This window comes from Chromobacterium subtsugae, from assembly GCF_035919665.1.
GTDB classification, from domain to species: Bacteria; Pseudomonadota; Gammaproteobacteria; order Burkholderiales; family Chromobacteriaceae; genus Chromobacterium; species Chromobacterium subtsugae.
The window spans coordinates 3,009,333-3,032,368 of the sequence record NZ_CP142381.1 but is presented as its reverse complement, the minus strand read 5'-3'; the positions used below and the strand labels follow the sequence as shown (position 1 = coordinate 3,032,368).

The following is a 23,036-nucleotide window of genomic DNA, read 5'->3' as shown; positions in this document are numbered from 1 at the left end:
AGCCACGCATCAACAATCACGGCGAGTTAACTCGCTCTGGTTGTGCCAAACAGGAGTAAAAGCATGCAAGTCGGCGCGCTGATTATCGGCGACGAGCTATTGTCCGGCAAACGCCAGGACAAGCATATGCAGGCCTTGATCCGCATCCTGGCCGCGCGCGGCATCAAGCTGGCCTGGGCGGAATATCTGGGCGACGATCCCGCCCGCATCGAAGCCGCCTTGCGCCGCGCTTTCGCCAGCGGCGACCTGGTGTTCAGCTTCGGCGGCATCGGCGCCACGCCGGACGACCATACCCGCGTCTGTGCCGCCCGCGCGCTGGGCCTGCCGCTGGAGCCGCACCCGGAAGCCAAGGCGCTGATCGAGGCGCGCTTCGGCGCCGACGCCTATCCGCACCGCATCCAGATGGGTCATTTCCCTCAAGGCGCGGCCATCATTCCCAACCCGGTCAACCAGATCGCCGGCTTTTCCCACGGCAGCGTCCATTTTGTGCCGGGCTTCCCCAGCATGGCCTGGCCGATGGCGGAGTGGGTGCTGGACACGCACTGCCGCCACTTGTTCAACGACCAGCCCGACATCGAAAAATCCTGCATCGCGATCCAGGCCCGCGAGGGCGATCTGATCGGCCTGATGCAGGAATTCAGCGCCCGCTATCCGGCGTTGAAACTGTCCAGCCTGCCCAGTTTCGGCAATGAGGCGATCCCAGAGATGCATATCGAGTTCGGCTTCGCCGGCCAGCCGGCGCTGGTGGAAATCGCCATCGGCGAGTGGGTGAAAGCGATCCAGGCGCGGGGCTACGAAGTGCGCGCCAAAGATCCGGGCGCGGAGAGCTAACGCGGGGAAAAATCATTTCGAATTTGGGCGCAGGCATGCTGGCGGCCTCTGGCCTAAAACAGCCGCGGGAACTGGAAACGGATCTCGCGGCTTGTTTTTGCGACTGGCGGGGTCGATATTCGCCGCGGTTCGGGTATGTTATGGCGAACCTTCTTCAACGTGGCCGGGTCCGACCCCAGCATTCATCGTTCTTTCAAAGAGAAAAAAATACATGAGTCCCATCCTTTATCGCGCCGCGCGTCCGGACGACGTGCCGGCCTGCGTCGTCATCCGCGGCCAGACCCGCGAAAACGCCATTTCGGAAGCCAGGCTGAACGAACTGGGCATCACGCGCGCGAGCTGGGCGCAAAGCGTGCGCGTCGGCGAGCTGCCCGGCGTGGTGGCCGAGGCTGGCGGCCGCATCATCGGCTACTGCTTTGGCGACGCGGCAAGCGGCGAAGTGGTGGTGCTGGCCCTGCTGCCCGATTACGAAGGCATGGGCGCGGGCAGGACGCTGCTGTCGCAGGTGATGGCCAGCCTGCGCGAGGCTGGCCACCAGCGGCTGTTCCTTGGCTGCAGCAGCGATCCGGCGGTGCGCTCCCACGGTTTTTACCGCCGCCTGGGCTGGACCGCCACCGGACGAGTCGACAAATACGGCGACGAGATGCTGGAGTACGCATTCCCGTCCTGACGCCTGGCCCTGGCCTCAATAATCGTACACATGCTCCAGGTCGACTCCGGCTTGCGCGGCGCTCAGGCGCAGCAGGCCGGCCAATTGTCCTACCGGCACGGCGACCAGCGCGCGCTTGCGGCCCGGCTGGGTCAATATCGGCTGCTCCAGCAATAGCCGCCCGTCGCCAGGCGCGCGCCAGGCGTCAGGCGCCAGCAGGCTGATCAGGATTTCGCCGCGGTTGCCGGCGATTTCCTGGAAGTCCGCGCCGTTTCGCGCTAGCCACAGGCTATAGTCTTGGAAGGCTTGATAGCGAGGCAGCAGGGCGGGCGTGAGGCCATCTTGAGCGGCTTGCGGGATATAGTTGCGGCGATCGGCTGAGGCCGGCGGCGCGTGGCGCAGGACGACGGCGGTTTGAGGTTTGGCCTCATCGTAAACCGTGCGGGTCGCCAACTTGATCAACTGGCCGTAAATCCCTTTGGCCAGCAGCTCGCTGCTCAGCAGGTAACGCCGCTCCCAGCGGCGGAGCGGATGGTTTCCGTCCAGCGGCAGGGAACCTTGCCACAATTGGCGCAGCCGGGAAAAGAAATCGAACTGGTACCAGGGGTCAACGCGGATGAAGTCGACGTAGTCGCGGGCATAGCGCGCGGCGAAGCGCTCTTCGGGCAGCATCGGGCCGGTTCCGCGGCTGGCTTCCGCCAGCCGGCCCACGGTTTGTTCGTAAAGCCCCTTGATGCCGTATTCGATGGTGGTGCTGGCGCCGATGACCATCACCATCAGATGGTAGCCGCCGTTGAACGGATAGCGTTCCGTTTCGCGGGTCATGGCGGCATAGCCTTGCCAGAACTGGCCGATGTGGGCGAATAAGGGAAAGCCGCTGGGAGGCGCGCCGCTTTGCAGGTAGCCGGCATATTCGGCCGGGCTGTGCACCAGATACCATTCGGGAAAGGTGAGGTAGGTCTGCTCCGGCGGGCGGCGATATTCCGCCGGGGCGGCGGCGCTTCCTGCGGTGGGCAGGGCAAGGACGAGCGTCAACGCGGCGCGCGCCAGCCAGCGGCGCGGCGGCCTCACGATGCGCTCCTTGCCGCGGCGTCCGCCGCCGGGAGGCGGACAAAGCACAGCAGGGTATTGGCCGTCGGGTCGTTGGCTTGCAGCAGCCGCTGGCCGCTGTCCTCGAAGCCCGCTGTCCGCAGGCAGCGCGACCAGTGCGCGACCGGCGCGAAATACCGCAGCTCGCGTTGGTTGGTTTCCCAGCTTTCGCCCAGGCCGGCGTTGAAAACCGTGTGCGCCAGCGAAACCAGCGCCCGCATGCTGTCGTCGCAGACATCATGGTCGCGCACGATGAACAGCCCGTCGGGGCGCAACGCGCGCGCGGCAGAGGCCAGAAAGGCCGTCAGGGTGTCCGGCGTCATGTGATGCAAGCCGACATAGCAGACCAGCAGGTCCAGACTGGCGTCGGGGATGGCGTTTGGGCAGATGGGCGCGTAGTCGTTCAGCGGCAGGTGCCGGGGCAGGCGCTTGAATTGGCCGCGTTCCAGGATGTCGGCCGGCGAGAAGGTTTGCGCATGCTCATCGATGAAGAAGCGCGGTCCGCGGATGTCCAGCGCCGCGGCCAAGCCCCGGTAATAACGCCCTTTGGAGCCGATTTCGGCGTAGCCGTCGAAGCGGCGCCGGCCATTCAGCAAGGCCAGGGTCTGCCGGGTCATTTCCCGCTTTTGCCGCAACAGCGACGGCACGGCATAGCGCAGATCGGCCAGCGCGGGGCGAATGCCGGCGAAGCGTTGCTGGAGGTAGCGGTAAACGCTTTCTTCATCGCCGCAATGCCGGCAGGCCTCGCGGATCAGCTGGTGCAGTCTGTCCTCCGGGGCGATGCGGAACACCGTTTGCAGGAAGCGGTAGAACGCGTCGGAAAGGCCGACATCGTCAAACACCTGATGGAATTCGGACGCCGGGGCGGGAAGGGGCGCGGCTTGTCCGCGCGCGAGCCAGGCTTGGTAGTACTTGTCCCATAAGGCATTGGTGAAGCGGAAGTCCGGATCCAGGCGCTTTTTCAGCTCGAACAACTGCTCGGCGCGCGGATAGGCGCGGTGGAATTGCGCGTGGGTGGCATGCGGCTGGTAGGGCAGATAGTACTTGCCGCCGACCGCGGTCACGGCGTCGATAAGCTCGCGGGTCCAGACGGCGACCCGGCTCCTGGCGTTTTCCCGCGTGCGCTGCTTGTAATACAGCACGAAGGCGAACGTCTCCACCGGCGCCCAGCCCAGCAATGTGTCAGGGTCCGGCATCGCATGCCGGATGGAGATGTTCAGCGCATTGACCCGATGGCGGCGCAAAATCTCCCCCATGCGCGCCACGAAAGCCTCAAGCTGCGCGACGGGCACGAAATACTCCTGCAGCACATAGGTGCGGTGCTGGCGGGATGGCGGCTCCAGCTCGGCCACATCGTAGCCGGCCTCGAAATTCCGCCAATGCACTTTTTTCCGCCAGTACAACAGTGGGTCCAGCAGCTTTTCGCGCCTTTCCTTGCCGAAGGGCGTTTCCGAGATGGCCCATAGCACGTACTGGTGCAGCGGGTAGGACTTCTTCAGCGGGGACAGCCGGTCGGGCGTGGTCGCCGGCTCGTCGGTTTCCATCCAGCTGGTCGCCCGAACCGTGCCGTAGCGCGGCGCGTAGAGGTCGGCATTGTGAAAGACGGCTTGAGGATTGTCGCGCACCGCATTCTTGAAATAAGTCCAGTAGTCGGCCAGCGGCATCACTTTGTGCTGGCGCTTCACCCGCTTGTTCGCGGTCAGGCTGAGCTCGATTTCCACGATCACGCCCAGGGCGCCATAGCTGCCTATGGCGCCGAAGAACAGCTCCGCGTTCTCGTCGCGGCTGGCGCGTACCGTTTCGCCGTCGCGCAGCACGATCAGCAGCGAGAGCACGGAGAGCACCAGCGGCCCCAGACCCACGTAACGGCCATGGCAGTTGACGCTGACCGAGCCGCCCACGGTGAAGTTGGCGTAGGTTTGCATGGTCTTGACCGCCAGATCATGCGGGTCGATGAAGCGCTGGATGTCGCACCAGCGGACGCCGGCCTGCACCCGTATCGTCTGCTCGTGCGGCGAGAACGACAGGATGCGGTTCAGCGAGCGCATGTCGAAGTGCAGGCTGCCCGGGCTGGCGCTTTGCCCGCCCATGCTGTAGCGGCCGCCGCCGATGGAAACCGGACCATTGGTGCGGCGCAGCGCCTGCTGCACGTCCGCGACGGACTCCGGGGCGATGATGGCCATGACGCGCACGGGATTCAGGCGCGTCACGTCGTTGACGATGTGGTGATGGCTCATGAGGCTTGAACGGTGGTGTAGTCTTCGCGCAATCCCGGGGCCGAACCGTAGCGGTTGGCGATGGCGCGCCCGGGACGCAGGCAGGTTGCGATCAGGATGATGGGGCCGAACAGGGGCAGCGCGGCCAACAGCAAGCGCCAGCCGGAGCGGTCCAGATCGTGCAGCCTTCTTGTCCAGGCGCTGATCAGGAATAACAGCAGCAGCGCCGAGGCCAGCGTACCGGCGGAGCAGGCCAGGCTATCCGCCTGGCGGGCCAGCCACAAGGCCGGCGGCAGAACGATGGCGTGCCGCCATAGAAAACCGGTGCGGTTTATGCGGCCGGCGGGAAGGAATTCGTTCAATAATCGTCGCATTGGAGCAATTGGGCTTTGGCCGCGCAGTTTCGGGCGGATGGGCCATCGCGTAAGTAAGCGCATGGCGCGTCGCAGGTTGAAGGAAGCCGAGCAGTCAGTCTGACATACACTTATGCTAACGCAATGGGGATTGTCGTCGTTGGGTAGAATTTGTATTGTTTATGTTGGCCATAAATGCCCGTTTGCGCCTGCGACAGGCCACGGGGGGCCTTGGGAGCGGAGCATGCGGATGGCGCGGTTGGCGTTGGTCTTGTGGATGGCGTGGCTTGGCGGGCCGGCTGCAGCCTGCACCCTGTGGGGAGCGGCGGGCGCGGCCAGCGCGAATGGGACGCTGCTGGCCAAGAACCGCGACTGGCGGCCGGACCATGTCCAGTCGCTGCGGCTGCATCATCCGGCGCATGGCCATGCCTACCTGGGCTTGTACGCCGATACGGGCAGCGAGCCGGGAATCAAGGCCGGGGTCAACGAGAAGGGGCTGGCGGTGGTCGGGGCCGAGGCCAGCAGCCTGCCGCGGGCGTTGCGGCAGGATAGCTCGCGCCATGGCGTTCTGACGCGGCTGCTGCGCGATTACGGCTCGCTGGACGAAGTGGCCGCCGCCGCCGATCAGCTGTTCTCCCAGGTTCGGCCGGTGTTCCTGTTGCTGGCCGACGCCGGCGGCCTGATGCAGGTGGAAATCGGCCAGAATGGCCGTTACCGCGTCACCCGGCAGCAAAACGGCACCCTGGCGCACACCAATCATTATTTCGACACGTCCTTGCTGGACGGGGAACAGAAGATCGGTCCCAGCAGCCAGGCGCGGTTGGCGCGCGTTCGACTATTGCTGGATCAGAATCCGGCGCACACGCTGGCTGAATTCGAACAGCTGAGCCGGGACCGCCATGACGGCCCGGACAACAGTCTGTGGCGCGCTGGCCGCGAACACACGCTGGCCGGATGGCAGCTGGCGTTGCCGGCGGCGGGCGCGCCCAGGCTGCACCTGGTGCTGGCTAATCCCGGCGAGCCGGAGCGCGAGCGGGACTATGCGCTGGATGCGGCATTCTGGTCGCAGCCGGCGCGCACGCTGCTGCCGTAGCCGGATGGCGAGGGTTGGCTTGCGAATGGCATGCCTCATTGGCATAATGCGCTTTCCCATCCGACAGCGTGAAGGAGATTCCAATGAGCCGCGATATTCAATTTCAAGGGCATGCCGGCTGAACCGTCGCCCCGGTCGTTTCATTTTTCGATAGTTTCTCTGTTTTAAGCGGCGCCGCTCGGCGGCCGTTCCCCGGCATTTCCCTAAACATCGACCCCGCGCGATGACTCTGCCTGTCCATCAGGCGCGATTCCCTATCCATTTTCGAATGCTTGACTGAGCCGCGGGCTGCGCATGCGGCATCGGCGGGAGAGCGTTCACTGGAGTTTTCATGCTGAATTTCGATTTTCCGCGTCTGGCCGCCATCGGCCTGACGCCGGCATTGCTGCAACAAGCGCTGGCCATGGCCGGCGATGACGACTGGCAACTGGTGCGCGTATGCCGGGTGCAGCGCGACTGCGCATGGGTGCACGATGGCGAAGAGGAACGGCAGGCGCATGCCTTGCCCGGCGTTCACGCCGAGTTGGCGGTGGGCGATTGGACGCTGTGCCAGCCGCGGGAGCATGAGCCCTGGCGCTTGCTTGAGCGCCTTGAACCGTTCAACCAGCTGGTCCGCGTCAACGACGAAGGCGCGCGTCAGGCCTACGCCAGCAATGTCGATACCGCCTTGCTGGTGATGGGGCTGGACGGCGATTACAACCCGCGTCGGCTGGAGCGCTACCTGGGGCTGGCCGCGGCGGCGGGCGTGGCGCCGGTGGTGGTATTGAGCAAGGCGGACTTGTGCCCGGACGCCGAAGCCAGGCTGGCCGAGCTGGAGCAGCGGCTGCGGCCGTTGCCGCCCATCCTGTTGTTGAACGGCACCGATCCGGCCTGCCGCGACGCTTTGCGGCCGTGGCTGGGCATGGGCCAGACGCTGGTGCTGCTGGGCTCGTCCGGCGCCGGCAAGTCCACGCTCAGCAATACGCTATTGGGCGAGGAGACGCAGGCGGTGGGCGGCGTGAGGGCGGATGACAGCCGCGGCCGCCATACCACCACGGCGCGCACGCTGCTGAAATGCCCGGACGGCGCTTGCATCATCGACACGCCTGGCGTGCGCACCCTGCAAGCGCCGCCCGACGCCGGCGCTTTGGCCGGCAGCTTCGCGGATATCGAGGAATTGGCCGGCCGCTGCCAGTTCCGCGATTGCACTCACCGCGAGGAGCCAGGCTGCGCGGTGAGGGAGGGCGTAGCGGGAGACCGGCTGCGCAACTACCACAAGCTGAGGCGCGAGCTGGAGCGTCACGAGCAGACCGCGCTGCAGCGCCAGCAGCAGCGGCGGGAGTGGAAGGTGCGCAACAAGGCGGCGCGGCGGGGCTGAGGCGAGTATTGCAAACGCCGGAGGGAGTCTTGAAAATGGCCGTTTCTCTTTGAGACGGGTAGCTGGTTGGCCGCTGCCCCGGCGTGAAAGGCGGAGTGAATGCGGGTAGAAGCGGCGGGGCGGCGTCATTTGCGAGACTTGGACGCGTATTTGTTGTCGCGCGGCGGCGGCGGATTGGGTGGTTGGCGGCTGTCGGTCCGCGAGTTCTGGTTTTTCGGACTGAAGGAAATGCGGGCCTGCCTATTCGCCGGCCTGTTTTTCGCCGCGATATTCCTGACGCCGCGCGGCGGCTGGTTGGGCGTGCCGCGTTATGACCTGCTGTTGTTGATCGCGCTGGCGATCCAGGGGTGGATGTTGTGGACCGGGCTGGAGAGCCTGGACGAACTGAAGGCGATCACCATGTTCCATCTGCTGGGCTTCGCGCTGGAGGCGTTCAAGACCTCAAGCGGCATTCAGTCCTGGAGCTATCCGGATTTCGCCTACAGCAAGTTGTTCGGCGTGCCGCTGTTTTCCGGTTTCATGTACGCGGCGGTCGGCAGCTACATCATCCAGGCTTGGCGCTTGTTGAAATTGCGGGTGGAGCACCACCCCCCGTACTGGATGGCGGCGACGGTGGCGGCGCTGATCTACGCCAATTTCTTCTCCCACCACTATATCGGCGACTATCGCTGGTATATCGCCGCCTGCGCCTTGGGTTTATACGCGCGCGCCACCGTGATTTTCCAGCCGCTGGATCGGGAGCGCCGCATGCCGCTGCTGCTGGCTTTCGTGCTGATCGGCTTTTTCATCTGGCTGGCGGATAACATCGGCACCTTCTACGGCGTGTGGCGTTACCCTCACCAGCTGGGCGCCTGGTCGGTCGTCCACGTCGGCAAGTGGAGCGCCTGGTCGCTGCTGGTGATCATGAGCTTCACCATCATCGCCCATCTGCAGCATGTTCGGCGCCGCATCAACGTGCCGGCTTGACCCCGGATGCGAAAACGCCCCGCATTGCGGGGCGTTTGCTTTGCTGGACCGGCGCGCTTACGGCTGGGCCGGCGCCGGCTGGCTTTGCGCGGTTTTGGCCGCGCGCGGCGGCGCGTTCTTCACGTACTTGTCGAACCAGTTCAGCATTTCGTACACCAGTTGCTCGTTCGATTCGCGCGCCGCGTACCAGTGCGGCTCGTGCGGCAGCATCACCAGGCGGGCGGTGCCGCCGTTGCCGCGGATCGCCTCGTAGAACTTGCTGGCCTGCAGCGGCGTGGTGCCGGGGTTGGCGTCATCGCTGCCGTGCACGATCAGGATCGGCGTTTTCAGCTTGTCGGCGTAGAAGAAGGTGGACACCTTGCGGTAGACCTCCGGCGCCTCCCATACCGAGCGGCGCTCGCTCTGGAAGCCGAACGGCGTCAGCGTCTTGTTGTAAGAGCCGCTGGTGGCCGCGCCGGCGCGGAACAGATCGGTGTGCGCCAGCAGGTTGGCTGTCATCAGCGCGCCGTGGCTGTGGCCGGTGACGGCGACGCGGTCCGGGTCCACTACGCCCAGTTTCACCGCTTCGCCCACCGCAGCTTCCGCGTCCATCTTCAACTGATCGAGATACGTGTCGTAGGCGGCTTTCGGGTCGCCCACCACCGGGAACGAGGCCTGGTCGATGATGGCGTAGCCGGCCAGCAGCAGGTATTTGTACTGGTAGAGGCGGGTGAAGGTCTGCTGCGAGCCGCTGACCTGGCCGGCGCTGGCTGCGTCGGCGTAATCCAGCGGATAGGCGTTGAGAATGGCGGGGAGGCGGGTGCCTTCCTTGTAGCCCGGCGGCGTGTACAGCGTGAACGACAGGTCCAGGCCATCGGCGCGCTTGTATTTCACCAGCCGCTTCTTGATCTGGCGCAGTTCCGGCGTCGGATCGACGATATGAGTGACGGCGGTTTCGCTCGATGCGAACGCGGCTTCGCCCTTGTCGGCGCTGACCGGCGCGCCCAGCTTGCGCAGGAAGGCGTTGGGCGCCTCGGTCGGCGTCTGGCGCCAGGTGAGGAAGCTGCCGGCGTCCTTGCCGGGCAGCGCGATGAAGCGCTCGAATGCGGACTTGTCGCTGCGGAACAGGCGCTGGCTGACGCCGGTTTTCAGGTTCAATTTGTCGAGGAAGGGGCGGTTGCCCTGCGGCGAAGCGCCGGCGCCGGCCAGGTAGATGGCGTCGCCGTCCAGCTGGATCACCCGCTCGCCGTTGGCCAGCGTGCGGTGCACCGGGCTGCCCGGGTCGGCGTAGCGGTTGTCATAGGCCATGTCCCATAACAGCTTGGCTGGCTGCTTGGGGTCGTCCAGGTTGACGACGCGGGTCTGGCGCCAGTGCTTGTTGAGGTCGACTTCGCTCACCAGCGCGGTATCGGCGCGTTCGGTCCAGCCTATGCCGGCGAAACGTTGCGTGGTGCGCAGCACTTCGGCCGGTTTGGCGGTGAACGGCGCTTTCAGCTGCATGACCTTGTCGCGCGCCGGCGCAGTGTTCTGCCAGTCGCCGCCGTCCAGCGCTTCCGCCCACAGCAGCGTGGCCGGGTCGGTGGCGCGCCAGAAGAAGTCGCGCGGGCCCAGCGGCTCGCCGTGCACCGGCACGCGGTCGGCCAGCGGCTGCGAGGCGATGTGATGGGTGGCGATGCGCGCGGGGCTGGTGATGTCCCACACCTCCACCTCATGCGGGAAGCGCTCGTAGGTGGTGACGTAGGAGTAGGGCTTGGCGATGCGGCTGATCAGCACATGCTTGCCGTCCGGCGCGGGGGCGACGGCATCGTAGATGGCCGGCTTGCCCAGCAAGGCGGTTTTGCCGCTGGCGGCGTCCACCAGCGTCAGCTGCGAGGCGCCGTAGTAGTCGAACAGCGCCTCGTCGTGCCGGCTGGACAGGGTGTCGCGGGTTTCATAGGTGCTGCTTTGACCGGTTTCGCCATCGGCTTCCTGCACGTTCGGGCCATCCGGCGCCGCCTGTTTGGCGGGCGCGGCGCCCAGTTTGGCCGGCACGGCCTTGACCAGCAGGGTTTTCTGGTCCGGCATCCATTGCAGTTCGTCGTTCAGCATCGGGTTGAGGCGGATGCCGGGAATCTTGCGGATCTTGCCGCTGGCGGCGTCGCCCACCCATACCTCGACCGCGTCGCGGGTGGCGTTGGCGAAGGCGAAGCGCTTGCCGTCGGCCGACCAGATCGGCGCGTCCGGGCAGGCGCCGGCCGGCAGGGCGATGGCGGTTTCCTTGCCGCCGGGAATCGTCACCAGCTTGAAGCTTTCGGCGCAGGGGGCGATGCCGTAGCCGCCAGGGGTGTCGTGTTTGCTGCGGTTGGCTGTTTCCACGCGGGTGCCGGCCAGTTTCAGATACGGAGCGGCCACGCGTTCGATGGATGGGTATTCCTGCCAGGCGACCAGCAGCATTTTGTCTTTGGCCGGGCTGAGGCTGGGGCCGGGCAGCGATGGCGCGCGCATCGCTTTGAGGATATTGGCCGGCGGTTGCTGATAACCGGCAGCAGCGGCGGGCAGGGCGCAGGCCAGCAGCGCGGCGGCGGCGATGCCCTTCAGGGCGTGCAGTTGAGACATGTTCATCCTTGCAGACTTTGTTTTTGTTGAAACCTTATCGCGCCTTCATGCAAAACGGGAGGTCATCCGGGGCCTCCCGTCCGCAGACGCGGGATTCAATCTATCACACGTCATATTTGATGTGGCAGATATCTAGACCTGTTATCCGTCCAGCCGGTGGAAGTGCTTGACGATGCTGGAGAAGTCCAGCTTGCCGTTGCCCAGGTGCACGTGCTCTTCATACAGATTGCGCGCCAGCGCGCCCAGCGGATTGGCGGAGTGGCTTTGCAGCGCGGTCTCTTCGGCCAGGCCCAGGTCCTTCAACATCAGTTCTGACATGAAGCCGCCGGTGTAGTTGCGGCTGGCCGGCGCATTTTCCATCACGCCGGGCCAGGGGTTGTACAGCTCGGTGGCCCAATTGCGGCCGGAGCTTTTGCTGATGATCTCCGACAGCACTTTCGGGTCCAGGCCGTTCTTCACGCCCAGGGCCAGCGCTTCGGCGGTGCCGGCCATCAGGATGCCCAGCAGCATATTGTTGCAGATCTTGGCGGTTTGGCCGGCGCCGGGGCCGCCGGCGTGGAAGATGTTCTTGCCCATCGCTTCCAGCATCGGGCGGGCGCGTTCCAGATCGTCCGCCGCGCCGCCGACGATGAAGGTGAGGGTGCCGGCCGCCGCGCCGGCGGTGCCGCCGGATACCGGCGCGTCCAGCATCGAGAGTCCGCGGGCGGCCGCTTCCTCGGCCACCTTGCGCGCGGTGCCGGCATCTATGGTGCTGCAATCGATGACCAGCGCGCCCTTGGGCAGCTTGGCGAACAGGCCGTCGTCGCTCTGGTATAGCCCAGCCACGTGCTTGCCGGCCGGCAGCATGGAAATCACCACGCTAGCGCCCTCCGCCGCGTCGGCGGCGCTGGACGCGGCCCGGCCGCCGGCGGCGGCCACGCGGGCCAGCGCGTCGGCCGACAGATCGAAAGCGCTGACTTTGAAGCCCTTGTTCAGCAGATTGACGGCCATCGGCCCGCCCATATTGCCCAGGCCGATGAAGGCGATGTTTTCCATGCGGTTCTCCTCTTTATGCTTGTCGTTGTTATTTCAAGCCAGCCAACGGGTGGTCGGCTTCGCGCCACGGCGAATCGAAGTGGCCGTCCACCCAGGCCTGGTCGATGTCGGCCAGCTGCCGGCTCCAATGCGGATTGCGGTCCTTGTCCACCAGCAGCGCGCGCACGCCTTCCGGTAAGTCGGAGCGGGCGCAGAAGTTGACCGACAGCGCCAGTTCCATCCGCAGCGCCTCGGCCAGCGACATGTGTTTGGAGCGGTTGAGGATTTCCCAGCTGACGGCGGCGGAAGTGGGGCAGCCGTGGCGGAAGTTCTTGGCGGCGTCAGCGAGCCATGGGTCTTCGAACGCCGTTTCGCTCAGCGCGGCGCTGACGGCGGCCAGGTCGCCCTTGTTCATCAGCCGGTGCACCGCCAGCAGATTGCGCTCGACATTGGACGCCGGCAGCGCGTCGCCCAGCTGGCCCTCCAACTGGTTTAGCAGCGCGCTGACCAAGGCCGGGCGAGCATGGGCGTCGTCGCCCCAGTTTGCCGCTTGCAAGGCCTCCAGCAGCGCCGGATAGGCGTCCGCTGCCAGCACATGGTCGGCCAGGTTGGCGATCAGCGCGTCGTGCGCGTTCAGCGGCGCGCCGGTCAGCGCCAGGAACAGGCCCAGGTGCGCCGGCATCCGTTGCAGGAACCAGCTGCCGCCGACATCCGGGTACAGGCCGATGGTGATTTCCGGCATGGCGATGCGGGTGGCCGGCGTGACCACGCGGTGGCCGGCGCCGGCCATCAGGCCCAGGCCGCCGCCCATCACGATGCCGCCGCCCCATACAATCAAGGGTTTCCTGTAGCGATGGATGCGGTAGTCCAGCGTGTATTCTTCGGTGAAGAAGGCCACCGCGTGCGGATTGGGATAGTGCGGTTCGCTGATCAGCTTGTCGCGCAGGCTGCGCACGTCGCCGCCGGCGCAGAAGGCGCGTTCGCCGGCGCCGCGCAGCACCACGGCGACGATGCCTGCGTCGCGCTCCCAGATGGTGAGGCGGGCGTCCAGCAGCCGGATCATGTCCAGCGTCAGCGCGTTCAGCGATTTCTCGGCATTCAGGGTGGCGATGGCGATGCGATGGCCGTCGCCGGTAGTCAGTTCGTCAAACAGCACCACGTCTTGCATGGCGGCTCCTTGTTCGAGTAGTGGGCGGGGGCTAGGCGTTCTTCCAGTTCGGCGCGCGCTTTTCCAGGAAGGCGCGGGTGCCTTCGCCCTGGTCGTGGGTGTCGAACAGCTTGATGAAGGCTTCGCGTTCCTTGATCAGGTTCCAGGCGGGGGGCTGCAGACGGGCGGCCTGCACCAGCTGTTTGCACACGCCGACCGACGACGGCGACTGCTTGGCCACGCCCTCGGCCAGCTTGAGCGCGGTTTCCAGCGCCTCGCCCTTGGCCACCACCTGTTCCACCAAGCCGATGCGCTCGGCGGTGGCGGCGTTGACGCGCTCGCCGCACAGAATCATCCGTTTGGCCCAGCCTTCGCCCACCAGCCACGCCAGGTTCTGGGTGCCGCCGGCGCAGGGCAAGAGGCCGACGCCGGCTTCCGGCAGCGCCATCTGCGCCTGCTCTTCGGCGATGCGGATGTCGCAGGCCAGCGCGCACTCCAGGCCGCCGCCCATCGCGTAGCCATTGACGGCGGCGATGCTGACGCCGCGGAAAGCCGACAGCGCCTCGAAAGCCTCGCCGAACAGCATGGTCATCTCGGTGGCGATTTTCTTGTCGCCGTCGGCGAACATATTCAGGTCGGCGCCGGCGGAGAAGAACTTCTCGCCCTGGCCGGTGATCACCAGCGCGTAGATGTCGCGGTCGGCGTTGAGGTCGGCAATCAGCTGTTTCAGCGCGGTGAGGCTGGCGCGGTTCCAGGTGTTGGCCGGCGGGTTGTCGATGGTGACTACGGCGGTGTGGCCGCGTTTTTCCACGTTCAGGTGGGCGTAGTTTTGCACGGAGATTCCTCGAGTATTTATTCTTGGCGAGAGCAGGCGGCGCCTGTCCTCGCGCTGGCTGATATTGGGCTCAGCGCAGCGTTTCCAGCGCGCCGTCCTGCAGCAGCTTGCGGCCGACTATCATCCGCATCACTTCGTTGGTGCCTTCCAGGATCTGGTGCACGCGCAGGTCGCGCACATGGCGCTCCAGCGGGAAGTCCTGCAGATAGCCGTAGCCGCCGAACAGCTGCAGCGCGTTGTTGGCGATATTGAAACTCAAATCGGTGGCCAGGCGCTTTGCCATCGCGCAATAAGCGGTGGCGTCGGCGCTGCCGCTGTCCAGCTTCCAGGCGGCCAGGCGCACCATCTGGCGCGCGGCCACCAGTTCGGTCAGCATGTCGGCCAGGCGGAATTGCACGGTTTGCAGCTCGGCCAGCGGCTGGCCGAACTGTTGGCGTTCCTGCACATAGCGCTGGGCGGCGTTCAACGCGGCTTGAGCGGTGCCGACGGCGCAGGTGGCGATATTGATGCGGCCGCCGTCCAGGCCCTTCATCGCGAAGGCGAAGCCCTGGCCTTCCTCCCCCAGACGATTCTCCACCGGGATTTCGACGTTGTCGAAGGTGATGGCGCGGGTGGGCTGGCTGTTCCAGCCCATTTTCTTTTCCTTCTTGCCGTAGCTGATCCCCGGCGCGTCGGCGGGCACCACGAAGGCGGAGATGCCCTTGGGGCCGGGGCCGCCGGTGCGGGCCATCACCACCAGCACCTGGGTGCTGCCGGCGCCGGAGATGAACATCTTGCCGCCGTTGAGCACGTAAACTTCGCCCTTTTTCTCGGCGCGGGTTTTCAAGGAGGCGGCGTCGGAGCCGGCGCCCGGCTCGGTCAGACAGTAGCTGCCCAGCACTTCGCCGGTCACCATTTTCGGCACCCATTGTTCGGCCAGCTGCTTGCCGCCGAAGCTGGCTATCATCCAGCTGACCATATTGTGGATGGTCAGGTAGGCGGCGGTGGAGGTGCAGCCGGCGGCGAGCTCCTCGAATATGATGGCGGAGTCCAGCCGCGGCAGGCCCAAGCCGCCGTAGATTTCCGGCGTGTACAGGCCCAGAAAGCCCATGTCGCCGCTCTGGCGGATCACGTCCAGCGGGAAGTGGGATTCGGCGTCCCATTCGGCGGCGTGCGGGGCCAGCTCGCGCTCGGCGAAGTCGCGGGCGCTTTGCTGGAAGGCGATCTGGTCTTCGTTCAGTTCGAAATTCATATTCCATTCCCAATCGGTGGCAGGGCGGACGCGCGTGTCCGCCCTGCGGAAAATCAACGCAGCGAGATGGTGGTGTGGACCTTGCCCATGCTGGCTTCGTCATCGAACCAGCGGCTGGTGACGGTTTTAGTCTGGGTGTAGAAAGCCACCACCTGCTTGCCGTAGGGGCCGAGGTCGCCCAGCTTGGACGCGCGGCTGCCGGTAAAGCTGAACAGCGGCACCGGCACAGGAATCGGCACGTTGATGCCCACCTGGCCGACGTCGATGTCTTCCTGGAACTTGCGCGCCGCCGCGCCGCTTTGGGTGAAGATGGCGGTGCCGTTGCCGTTGGGATTGGCATTGATGATGGCGATGGCTTCGTCCAAGGTGTCCGCCGCCGCCAGGCACAGCACCGGGCCGAACACTTCCTGGTCGTAGATGGCCATGCCCGGCTTCACGCCGGAGAAGATGGTCGGGCCGACGAAGTTGCCGCGCTCGAAGCCGGCCACCTGCACGCCGCGGCCATCCAGCTCCAGCTTGGCGCCTTGTTCCACGCCCTTGGCGATCAGGCCTTCCACCCGGTCGCGGGCGGCGCGGGAAATCAGCGGGCCCAGGTCCAGGTTGTCCTTGCCGGCGCCCACCTTCAAGCCGCGCGCCTTGGCCGCCAGCTCCGGAATCCAGCTTTGCGCCTCGCCGACCAGCACCGCCACGGTCAGCGCCATGCAACGCTGGCCGGCGGCGCCGAAGGCCGCGCCCACCAATTGGTTGAGCGCCTGTTCCTTATTGGCGTCGGGCAGCACGATAGCGTGGTTCTTGGCGCCCATCATGCATTGCGCGCGCTTGCCGGACAGGGTGGCGCGCTGGTAGACGTGGGTGCCCACCTTGGTGGAGCCGACGAAGGACACCGCCTTGATGTCGGGGTGGTCGCAGATGGCGTCGACGACCGATGCCGCGCCGTGCACCACGTTCAGCACGCCTTTGGGAATGCCGGCTTCCAGCGCCAGCTCCGCCAGCCGCATCGTCACCATCGGGTCCTGCTCGGACGGCTTCAGCACGAAGGTGTTGCCGGTGGCGATGGCCATCGGGAACATCCACAGCGGAATCATCGCCGGGAAGTTGAACGGGGTGATGCCGGCGCACACGCCCAGCGGCTGCAGCACCGAGTAGGTATCGACGCCGCCGGCGACGTTCTCGGCGTATTCGCCCATTTGCAGCGTGCCGATATTGGCGGCGTGCTCCACCACTTCCAGGCCGCGGAAGATGTCTCCTTCCGCGTCGGCCAGAGTCTTGCCCTGCTCGGCGGTGAGGATGGCGGCCAGCTCCTTCATGTGCTCGCGGATCAGTTGCTGGTATTTCAGGAAAACGCGGGCGCGGGCGCCGATAGGCGTTTTCTTCCAGGTCTTGAACGCTTCCTTGGCGGCGGCGACGGCGGCGTTGACTTCGTCCGCGGTGGCCAGCGGCACGCGCGCCAGCACTTCCTGGGTGGCCGGATTGACGATGTCGCGCCATTCCGTGGTGCGGGATTCGACGAACTCGCCGCCGATCAACAGTTTGACGCTGGGTACTGACTGGCTCATGGCACTGCCTCCTCTATAGTGTTCGGGCTGATGGCGCTGCTCAGTTGTAGCTATAGAAACCCTTGCCGCTCTTGCGGCCCAGGTGTCCGGCCTGCACCAGCTGCGCCAGCAGCGGGCAGGCGCGGTATTTGCTGTCGCGGAATTCGCGGTGCAGGATGTCCATGATGGACAGGCAGGTATCCAGGCCGATCAGATCGGCCAGCGCCAGCGGGCCGATCGGGTGGTTCATGCCCAGCTTCATCACGGTGTCGATGTCTTCGGCGGTGGCCAGGTTTTCATACAGCGCGAAGGCGGCTTCGTTGATCATCGGCATCAGCACGCGGTTGGAGACGAAGCCGGCGCCGTCCTTCACCGTCACCGGGGTCTTGTCCAGCGCCTGGGACAGATGGAACACGGTGTTGTAGGCCTCGTCGCCGGTTTGCAGCGCGCGGATGATTTCCACCAGCTGCATCAGCGGCACCGGGTTCATGAAGTGCATGCCGACCACCCGTTCCGGATGGCTGACCCAGCTGGCGATGCGGGTGAGTGAGATGGACGAGGTGTTGGAGGCCAGCACGCACTTTTCGCCGACGGCGGCGTCCAGATCGCGGAAGATCTGCTCCTTGATGGCGGCGTTCTCGGTGGCGGCTTCTATCACCACGTCGCAGCCGGCCAGATCGGCCAGCTGGGTGGTGGCGCGGATGTGGGCGACGATGCCGGGGATGTTGGCCTCGGCGATCAGTTCTTTCTTGGCCATCCGCTGCAGGCTGATATTGATGTTGGCCATGCCTTTCACCAGCGCGGCGTCGCTGACGTCGGCCAGCAGCACCTCGAAGCCCTTCATCGCGAAGACCTGGGCAATGCCGTTGCCCATGGTGCCCGCGCCCACCACACCGATTTTCTTGCTCATCTGGCTCTCCTGGATTATTTGCTCTATTGTGGTCACGATAACTTGACGTTTACGTCAACGTCAACAGACAATGAGCATAAACCAGCCAACTGTGGCGCCCATGGCCGCAGAGCGACAGCAGGGAGCGGCATTCATGGCGGAGCAGGTTTTCAACATCACCGAACTGGCGCAGGAGTTCGACATCACCACCCGCGCGATACGCTTTTACGAGGACCAGGGCCTGTTGGTGCCGGAGCGGGCTGGGCAGCGCCGCATCTACAACCGCCGCGACCGCGTGCGGTTGATGCTGATTTTGCGCGGCAAGCGCATCGGCTTGTCCCTGCAGGAAATCCGCGAGCTGTTCGCGCTGTACGACGCGGCGCGCGACGACGCGCCGCAGCTGCAGGAATTCATCCGCATCCTGGCGCGCAAGGAGCAGCAGCTCTTGGCGCAGATGGAAGACATCAAGGTGGTGCTGACAGAAATCGGCCAATTGCGCGGCCAGTGCGAAAAATCGCTGGGCAAGCGCGCCAACGGCCACAACCAAGCATAAGGAGCTGTGATGCAACAACAGGAAATCGTGATCGTCGGCATGGCGCGCACCGCCATGGGAGGCTTCCAGGGCGCCTTGTCCGGTTTGACCGCCGGCCAGCTGGGCGCGGCGGCGATCCGCGCCGCGGTGGAACGCGCCGGCGTCGCCGCCGGCGAGGTGGACGAGGTGATCATGGGCTGCGTGCTGCCGGCAGGCCAGGGCCAGGCGCCGGCGCGCCAGGCGGCGCTGGGCGGCGGCCTGCCGCAGGCTACGCCGTGCACCACCATCAACAAGATGTGCGGTTCTGGCATGAAGGCCGTGATGATGGCGCATGACCAGTTGCTGGCCGGCAACGGCCAGGTGGTGGTGGCCGGCGGCATGGAAAGCATGAGCAACGCGCCCTATCTGATGCCCAAGGCGCGCGGCGGTCTGCGCCTGGGCCACGGCGAGATCAAGGACCACATGTTCCTCGATGGCCTGGAAGACGCTTACCAGAAGGGCACTCTGATGGGCGTGTTCGCCGAGCAGTGCGCCGAGAAGTACGGCTTCAGCCGCCAGGACCAGGACGAATTCGCCATCGCCTCGCTGACCCGCGCGCAGCAGGCGATCAAGGGCGGCCAGTTCAAGGACGAAATCGCGGCGGTGACGGTGCCGGGCCGCGGCGGCGATACCGTGGTGGATACCGACGAGCAGCCGCTGAAGGCCAATCTGGACAAGATCCCGACGCTGAAGCCGGCATTCAAGAAGGACGGCACCGTCACCCCGGCCAATTCCAGCTCCATCTCCGACGGCGGCGCCGCGCTGGTGCTGATGACGGCGGCCGAGGCGGCCAAGCGCAGCTTGCAGCCCATCGCCCGCATCGTCGGCCACAGCAGCTATGCCCACGAGCCGGGCTGGTTCACCACCGCCCCGGTGCACGCCATCGAAAAGCTGCTGGCCAAGACCGGCTGGAAGGCCGGCGAGGTAGACCTGTATGAGATCAACGAAGCCTTCGCCGTGGTGACGATGGCGGCGATGCACGACCTGAAGCTGCCGCACGACAAGGTGAACGTGCATGGCGGCGCCTGCGCGCTGGGCCACCCGATCGGCGCGTCCGGCGCCCGCATCGTGATCTCGCTGCTGTCGGCTCTGAAACAGCGCGGCGGCAAGCGCGGCGTGGCCAGCTTGTGCATAGGCGGCGGCGAGGCCACCGCGCTGGCAGTGGAATTGATCTAAGCCGTTTCTCTGTCCCGCAGGCCGCCGCGCATCGGCGGCCTGTTTTGTTTGTGGCGCTTGCCTTGTCGGCGGCGATGGCGGATTTTGATAGGAGGCGCGGCTGGCGCATCGCCGCCGGCTGTTCTATCATCGCCCCCCTTCAGCCCTGAACAAGAAAGCCGCCATGACCGATCTCCACGAAGCGTTGCCGCCCGAAATCCTGCTGGACGACTACCTGGCGGCGCATAACGCCACCATCGTCACCACCGAGGGCAGCCACGCGGTGTCGGTGCATGGCGAGCTGGCGCTGAACGGCCACGCCATTCCCTACCACCTGGTGCCGGACGAAGGCTTCCTGGGCAAGAGCGCCAAGTGGCGCAAGCTGGACGCGGAAGCGCGGCTGGCGCTGGTGCGGGAACGTTGGAACGATGCCGCGCGGCAAAAGCTGGAAGAGCAGCTGTTGGCTTGCGCGCGCGAAGTGTTCGCGGTGGACGGCATCGAACCGTTGCGCGCGCTCAGCGCCTTCATGGCGAAGTACGAGCGCGCCAAGGTGCGCTGCACCCTGGCGCTGGATCGGGTGGCCGCCGCGCGCAGCCGGCAGAGCGCCGACAAGGCCGCCGCCAAAACCCGCGACGCGGTCAACCTGTCGCGCTACCCGGAGTCTTTCGCCACCGCCTACGCGATGCAGCGACATTTCATCGCGGTGCTGGGGCCGACCAATTCCGGCAAAACCCACGCGGCGATGGAGCATCTGCAAAAAGCCAAGAGCGGGGTTTACCTGGCGCCGCTGCGCCTTTTGGCGCTGGAAAACTACACCCGTTTGCAGCAAGCCGGCGTGGCGGTAAGCCTGATCACCGGCGAGCAGCGCAAGCTGCATCCGGAGGCCACCCACGTCGCCAGCACGGTGGAAATGCTGAATCCGGAGCGGCAGGTGGAAGTGGCGGTGATCGACGAAATCCAGCTCTTGGACGACCCGGACCGCGGCGCGGCCTGGACCGCCGCCGTCTGCGGCGTGCCGGCGCAGACCATCTACCTGGTGGGCGCGCCGGAATCGCGCGAGGCGATCGAATCGCTGGTGGCGCGCGTCGGCGGCACGCTGGAAGTGCGGACGCTGGAGCGCAAGACCGCGCTGCAGATGGACAAGGCGCCGCTGTTGTCGTTGAAGAACCTGCGGCCCGGCGACGTGCTGATCGCCTTTTCCCGCCGCGAGGTGCTGAACTGGCGCGACAAGGTGATCGAGCAGGGGCTATCGGTGTCGGCCATCTACGGCAACCTGTCGCCGGAGGTGAGGCAATCGCAGGCCGAGCGCTTCGTCAGCGGCGAAACCCAGGTGGTGGTGGCAACCGACGCCATCGGTATGGGATTGAACACGCCGGCGCGGCGCATCATCTTCACCACCGCCAGCAAGTGGGACGGCTACGCCGAAGGCGTGGTCGCCGCGCCTCTGGCCAAGCAGATCGCCGGCCGCGCCGGGCGTTTCGGCAAGCATGAAACCGGCTACGTCGCCGGCTTCGACGGCCAGACTCACAAGACCATCGCCGCGTTGCTGCGCCAGAAGCCGGAGCCCTTGCCCGAGAGCGGCTTTTTCGTGGCGCCGGGCTTGAAGTACCTTGAGGCGATCTCCGAGGCCACCGGCGAGGGCAAGCTCAAGGCGCTGCTGGGTTTGTTCGCCCGCCATATCAATGTGCATGATGAATTCTTCCTGCCCGCCAATCTGTCCGAGCAGATGGCGAAGGCCGAATGGCTGGACGCCTTGCCGTTGAGCCTGGCCGACCGCTTCACCTTCAGCCTGTGCCCGGTCTCCACCAAGATCGCGATGCTGGAGACGGCGCTGCATGACTGGGCGCAGCACCGCGCCCGCGGCAAGGCCGCGCCGCTGTTGCGGATGCTGGGCGGCGGCGGCCGGCACGAGTTGCAGTATCTGGAGGACAGCTGCAAGCTGTACGCCGCTTATGCCTGGCTGTCTTACCGGATGCCGGACACCTTCCCGGACGGCGAAATGGCGCAGCTGTTGATGCAGAGCACCTCGGAGCGCATCGACGCGCTGCTGCAGGTGCAGAATTCGCAGAAGCGCAAGGGCAGGGGCGGCGGCGAGCCGATGCGGCGCAAGCCAGGCGGCAAGCGGCGCTGAGCGCAGCCGGCGGCAAGGAAAAAGCCCCGCGTCCGCGGGGCTTTCGCTTGTCCGGCGCGTCCGGATCAGGCGGTGGTGGAGATGCTGGTGCTGGAAACGCTGGGCTCCAGCAGCGATTGAGTGGCTTGGTATTGCGACAACTCCTGCCGGCCGCTGCTGGTGAGCTGCTGCGCGCGGTTCACCGCCTGGGTCGCCAGGGTGGAGGGCGCGGTGGCGCTTTGCGCCGGCGTGGCCGGTTGCGGCGGCGTGGCCGCCTGTTGCGCGGGAGCGGCCTGGGAGGGGGCTTGCGCGGTTTGCGTCGGGGTGGCCTGCGCCGCAGCGTTGTTGTTGGCGGCCTGCTGCGGGGGCGCGGCGGCAGGCGCTGTGTTGCCGTTGACTGCGGGGGCGACGGCGGCCGCGGCGGCCGGTTGCGGGTTGGTGGCGAGCACTGCCGCGGAGTTGTTGACCTGGGACGGGTTCGCCTGGGAGGCGGCCGGCGCGGCGTTGGCGGCGGCGTTCTGGGCCTGGGCGTTTTGCAGGGCCTGCTGGCTGCGGCTATTGCTCAATTGCTGCTGCAGCTGTTGCTCGACCCGGGCGGTGTCCGGATTCTGCCGGACGGCTACCTGGGTCTGCGGCGGGCTGGAGGCCTGCTGAACGGCGGGCTGGGCATTGTCCAGCGACGACTGCACCTGCCGGGGCGTTTGCCCGGCATAGAGCGGTTGCGTCGCGGGGTTGCCTACGCTGGCGATGTTTGCCATGGCTACAGTCCCAATGTTCCTATATCGCTGATATTAGACCACTTTTTATCTTTCGGTGGAAGTTTTTGCGTCCGCTTCCAGCAAGACCAGCTGCAACATGTGTTGCGCGAGCGCATCCACGCTCAGTTCGCCGTCGCGGCGGTACCACTGCACGGTCCAGTGCAGGCTGCCCAGCAGGGTGCGGCGCAGCAGGCGGGTGTCCTGCTTCACCAACCCAGCCTGCGCGGCTTCGTCCAGCACCTGCTGCCACAGCGCCTCGTAGCGGTCGCGCAGCACCACCAGGGCGGGTTTGGCCGCCGGCGACACGCTGCGCCATTCGTACAGCATCACTTCCAGCGCGGCTTGGTTGTCGCCCAGCAAGGAGTTGAGGTGGACCTGGAACAACGCCGCCAGGCGCTGGCGCGGGCTGTCTGCCTGCGAGATGGCGGCGGCCAGTTGCTCGGTGGTGCTGCTGATGCCCAGCGCCATCACCGCCACCAGGATCTCTTCCTTGGTGCGGAAGTGATAGAACAGGCTGCCCGACTGCAGGCCGACGGCGTTGCCTAGGTCGCGCACCGTGGTGCGCTCATAGCCCTGGTCGCGGAACAGCACCGCGGCCGCGCGCACCAGCTCCATGCGGCGGGTGTTCTCTTCGGGTTGCTTCGGGGTTTCCGCGGCGCTCAT

At 66.0% G+C, this 23,036-nt stretch carries 20 protein-coding genes; 8 read left to right on the top strand and 12 right to left on the bottom strand.

Annotated features, from left to right (window positions below):
* The first annotated feature begins 63 nt into the window (after positions 1-63).
* Positions 64-831, top strand: coding sequence for a competence/damage-inducible protein A (locus U6115_RS14500; RefSeq protein WP_043580069.1), 768 nt, complete (start codon positions 64-66; stop codon positions 829-831).
* 211 nt (positions 832-1,042) lie between these two features.
* Positions 1,043-1,501 (top strand): GNAT family N-acetyltransferase, encoded by a 459-nt coding sequence (locus tag U6115_RS14495; protein ID WP_043580071.1) that lies wholly within the window; start codon positions 1,043-1,045, stop codon positions 1,499-1,501.
* Between the two features lie 15 nt (positions 1,502-1,516).
* Here the strand turns inward: U6115_RS14495 and U6115_RS14490 are convergent, their stop codons facing one another.
* Genes U6115_RS14490 through U6115_RS14480 form a run of 3 tightly spaced genes read right to left on the bottom strand, consistent with a single transcriptional unit; the run spans position 1,517 to position 5,147 of the window.
* A complete protein-coding gene (locus U6115_RS14490) occupies positions 1,517-2,551 on the bottom strand; it encodes a hypothetical protein (RefSeq protein WP_043580072.1) in 1,035 nt (344 codons plus the stop codon).
* Positions 2,548-4,806 carry an FAD-binding protein gene (locus U6115_RS14485; RefSeq protein ID WP_043580074.1) on the bottom strand — a complete coding sequence of 753 codons (2,259 nt, stop codon included), beginning with the start codon at positions 4,804-4,806 and terminating at the stop codon, positions 2,548-2,550. The genes U6115_RS14490 and U6115_RS14485 overlap by 4 nt, the downstream gene beginning before the upstream one ends.
* Positions 4,803-5,147, bottom strand: coding sequence for a DUF805 domain-containing protein (locus U6115_RS14480; RefSeq protein WP_047237022.1), 345 nt, complete (start codon positions 5,145-5,147; stop codon positions 4,803-4,805). The genes U6115_RS14485 and U6115_RS14480 overlap by 4 nt, the downstream gene beginning before the upstream one ends.
* A gap of 241 nt (positions 5,148-5,388) precedes the next feature.
* Here U6115_RS14480 and U6115_RS14475 point away from each other — a divergent pair, with 241 nt between their 5' ends.
* The 3 genes from U6115_RS14475 (at position 5,389) to U6115_RS14465 (ending at position 8,554) form a co-directional block, all read left to right on the top strand.
* Complete coding sequence (locus U6115_RS14475) at positions 5,389-6,231, top strand: carcinine hydrolase/isopenicillin-N N-acyltransferase family protein (protein ID WP_043580075.1); 843 nt, start codon at positions 5,389-5,391, stop codon at positions 6,229-6,231.
* A gap of 331 nt (positions 6,232-6,562) precedes the next feature.
* The gene (gene rsgA, locus U6115_RS14470) at positions 6,563-7,588 is read left to right on the top strand and encodes a ribosome small subunit-dependent GTPase A (RefSeq protein WP_043580076.1); all 1,026 of its coding nucleotides are present in this window, start codon (positions 6,563-6,565) and stop codon (positions 7,586-7,588) included.
* 99 nt (positions 7,589-7,687) lie between these two features.
* A complete protein-coding gene (locus tag U6115_RS14465) occupies positions 7,688-8,554 on the top strand; it encodes a DUF817 domain-containing protein (protein WP_043580078.1) in 867 nt (288 codons plus the stop codon).
* A gap of 57 nt (positions 8,555-8,611) precedes the next feature.
* Here U6115_RS14465 and U6115_RS14460 read toward each other — a convergent pair whose 3' ends face one another.
* The 7 genes from U6115_RS14460 to U6115_RS14430 all read right to left on the bottom strand — a co-directional run bounded on the left by U6115_RS14460 (position 8,612) and on the right by U6115_RS14430 (position 17,800).
* Positions 8,612-11,128, bottom strand: coding sequence for an alpha/beta hydrolase family protein (locus U6115_RS14460; RefSeq protein WP_230623441.1), 2,517 nt, complete (start codon positions 11,126-11,128; stop codon positions 8,612-8,614).
* 141 nt (positions 11,129-11,269) lie between these two features.
* A complete protein-coding gene (gene mmsB / locus U6115_RS14455; protein ID WP_043580085.1) occupies positions 11,270-12,163 on the bottom strand; it encodes a 3-hydroxyisobutyrate dehydrogenase in 894 nt (297 codons plus the stop codon).
* A 28-nt stretch (positions 12,164-12,191) separates the two neighbouring features.
* Positions 12,192-13,310, bottom strand: a complete 1,119-nt coding sequence (locus U6115_RS14450; RefSeq protein ID WP_043580089.1) for an enoyl-CoA hydratase/isomerase family protein — start codon at positions 13,308-13,310, stop codon at positions 12,192-12,194.
* Between the two features lie 31 nt (positions 13,311-13,341).
* Positions 13,342-14,124: an enoyl-CoA hydratase gene (locus U6115_RS14445; RefSeq protein ID WP_043580090.1), complete on the bottom strand. Its 783-nt coding sequence runs from the start codon at positions 14,122-14,124 to the stop codon at positions 13,342-13,344.
* Between the two features lie 70 nt (positions 14,125-14,194).
* Positions 14,195-15,355 (bottom strand): acyl-CoA dehydrogenase family protein, encoded by a 1,161-nt coding sequence (locus U6115_RS14440; RefSeq protein ID WP_043580091.1) that lies wholly within the window; start codon positions 15,353-15,355, stop codon positions 14,195-14,197.
* Between the two features lie 53 nt (positions 15,356-15,408).
* On the bottom strand, positions 15,409-16,911 hold the full coding sequence (locus U6115_RS14435) for a CoA-acylating methylmalonate-semialdehyde dehydrogenase (protein ID WP_043580092.1): 1,503 nt from the start codon (positions 16,909-16,911) through the stop codon (positions 15,409-15,411).
* A gap of 40 nt (positions 16,912-16,951) precedes the next feature.
* Positions 16,952-17,800 (bottom strand): 3-hydroxybutyryl-CoA dehydrogenase, encoded by an 849-nt coding sequence (locus U6115_RS14430; protein ID WP_043580094.1) that lies wholly within the window; start codon positions 17,798-17,800, stop codon positions 16,952-16,954.
* Positions 17,801-17,933: 133 nt separating this feature from the next.
* On the opposite strand from U6115_RS14430, the gene U6115_RS14425 reads away from it, so the two are divergent.
* The 3 genes from U6115_RS14425 to U6115_RS14415 all read left to right on the top strand — a co-directional run bounded on the left by U6115_RS14425 (position 17,934) and on the right by U6115_RS14415 (position 21,636).
* Positions 17,934-18,332, top strand: coding sequence for a MerR family transcriptional regulator (locus U6115_RS14425; RefSeq protein ID WP_043580095.1), 399 nt, complete (start codon positions 17,934-17,936; stop codon positions 18,330-18,332).
* A 9-nt stretch (positions 18,333-18,341) separates the two neighbouring features.
* Positions 18,342-19,526 carry an acetyl-CoA C-acyltransferase gene (locus U6115_RS14420; RefSeq protein ID WP_043580099.1) on the top strand — a complete coding sequence of 395 codons (1,185 nt, stop codon included), beginning with the start codon at positions 18,342-18,344 and terminating at the stop codon, positions 19,524-19,526.
* Positions 19,527-19,689: 163 nt separating this feature from the next.
* Entirely contained in the window at positions 19,690-21,636 is a 1,947-nt protein-coding gene (locus U6115_RS14415; RefSeq protein WP_043580102.1) for a helicase-related protein, read from the top strand.
* A gap of 65 nt (positions 21,637-21,701) precedes the next feature.
* Here U6115_RS14415 and U6115_RS14410 read toward each other — a convergent pair whose 3' ends face one another.
* Entirely contained in the window at positions 21,702-22,373 is a 672-nt protein-coding gene (locus U6115_RS14410) for a hypothetical protein (RefSeq protein WP_043580103.1), read from the bottom strand.
* A gap of 45 nt (positions 22,374-22,418) precedes the next feature.
* Complete coding sequence (locus U6115_RS14405) at positions 22,419-23,036, bottom strand: TetR/AcrR family transcriptional regulator (protein WP_043580105.1); 618 nt, start codon at positions 23,034-23,036, stop codon at positions 22,419-22,421.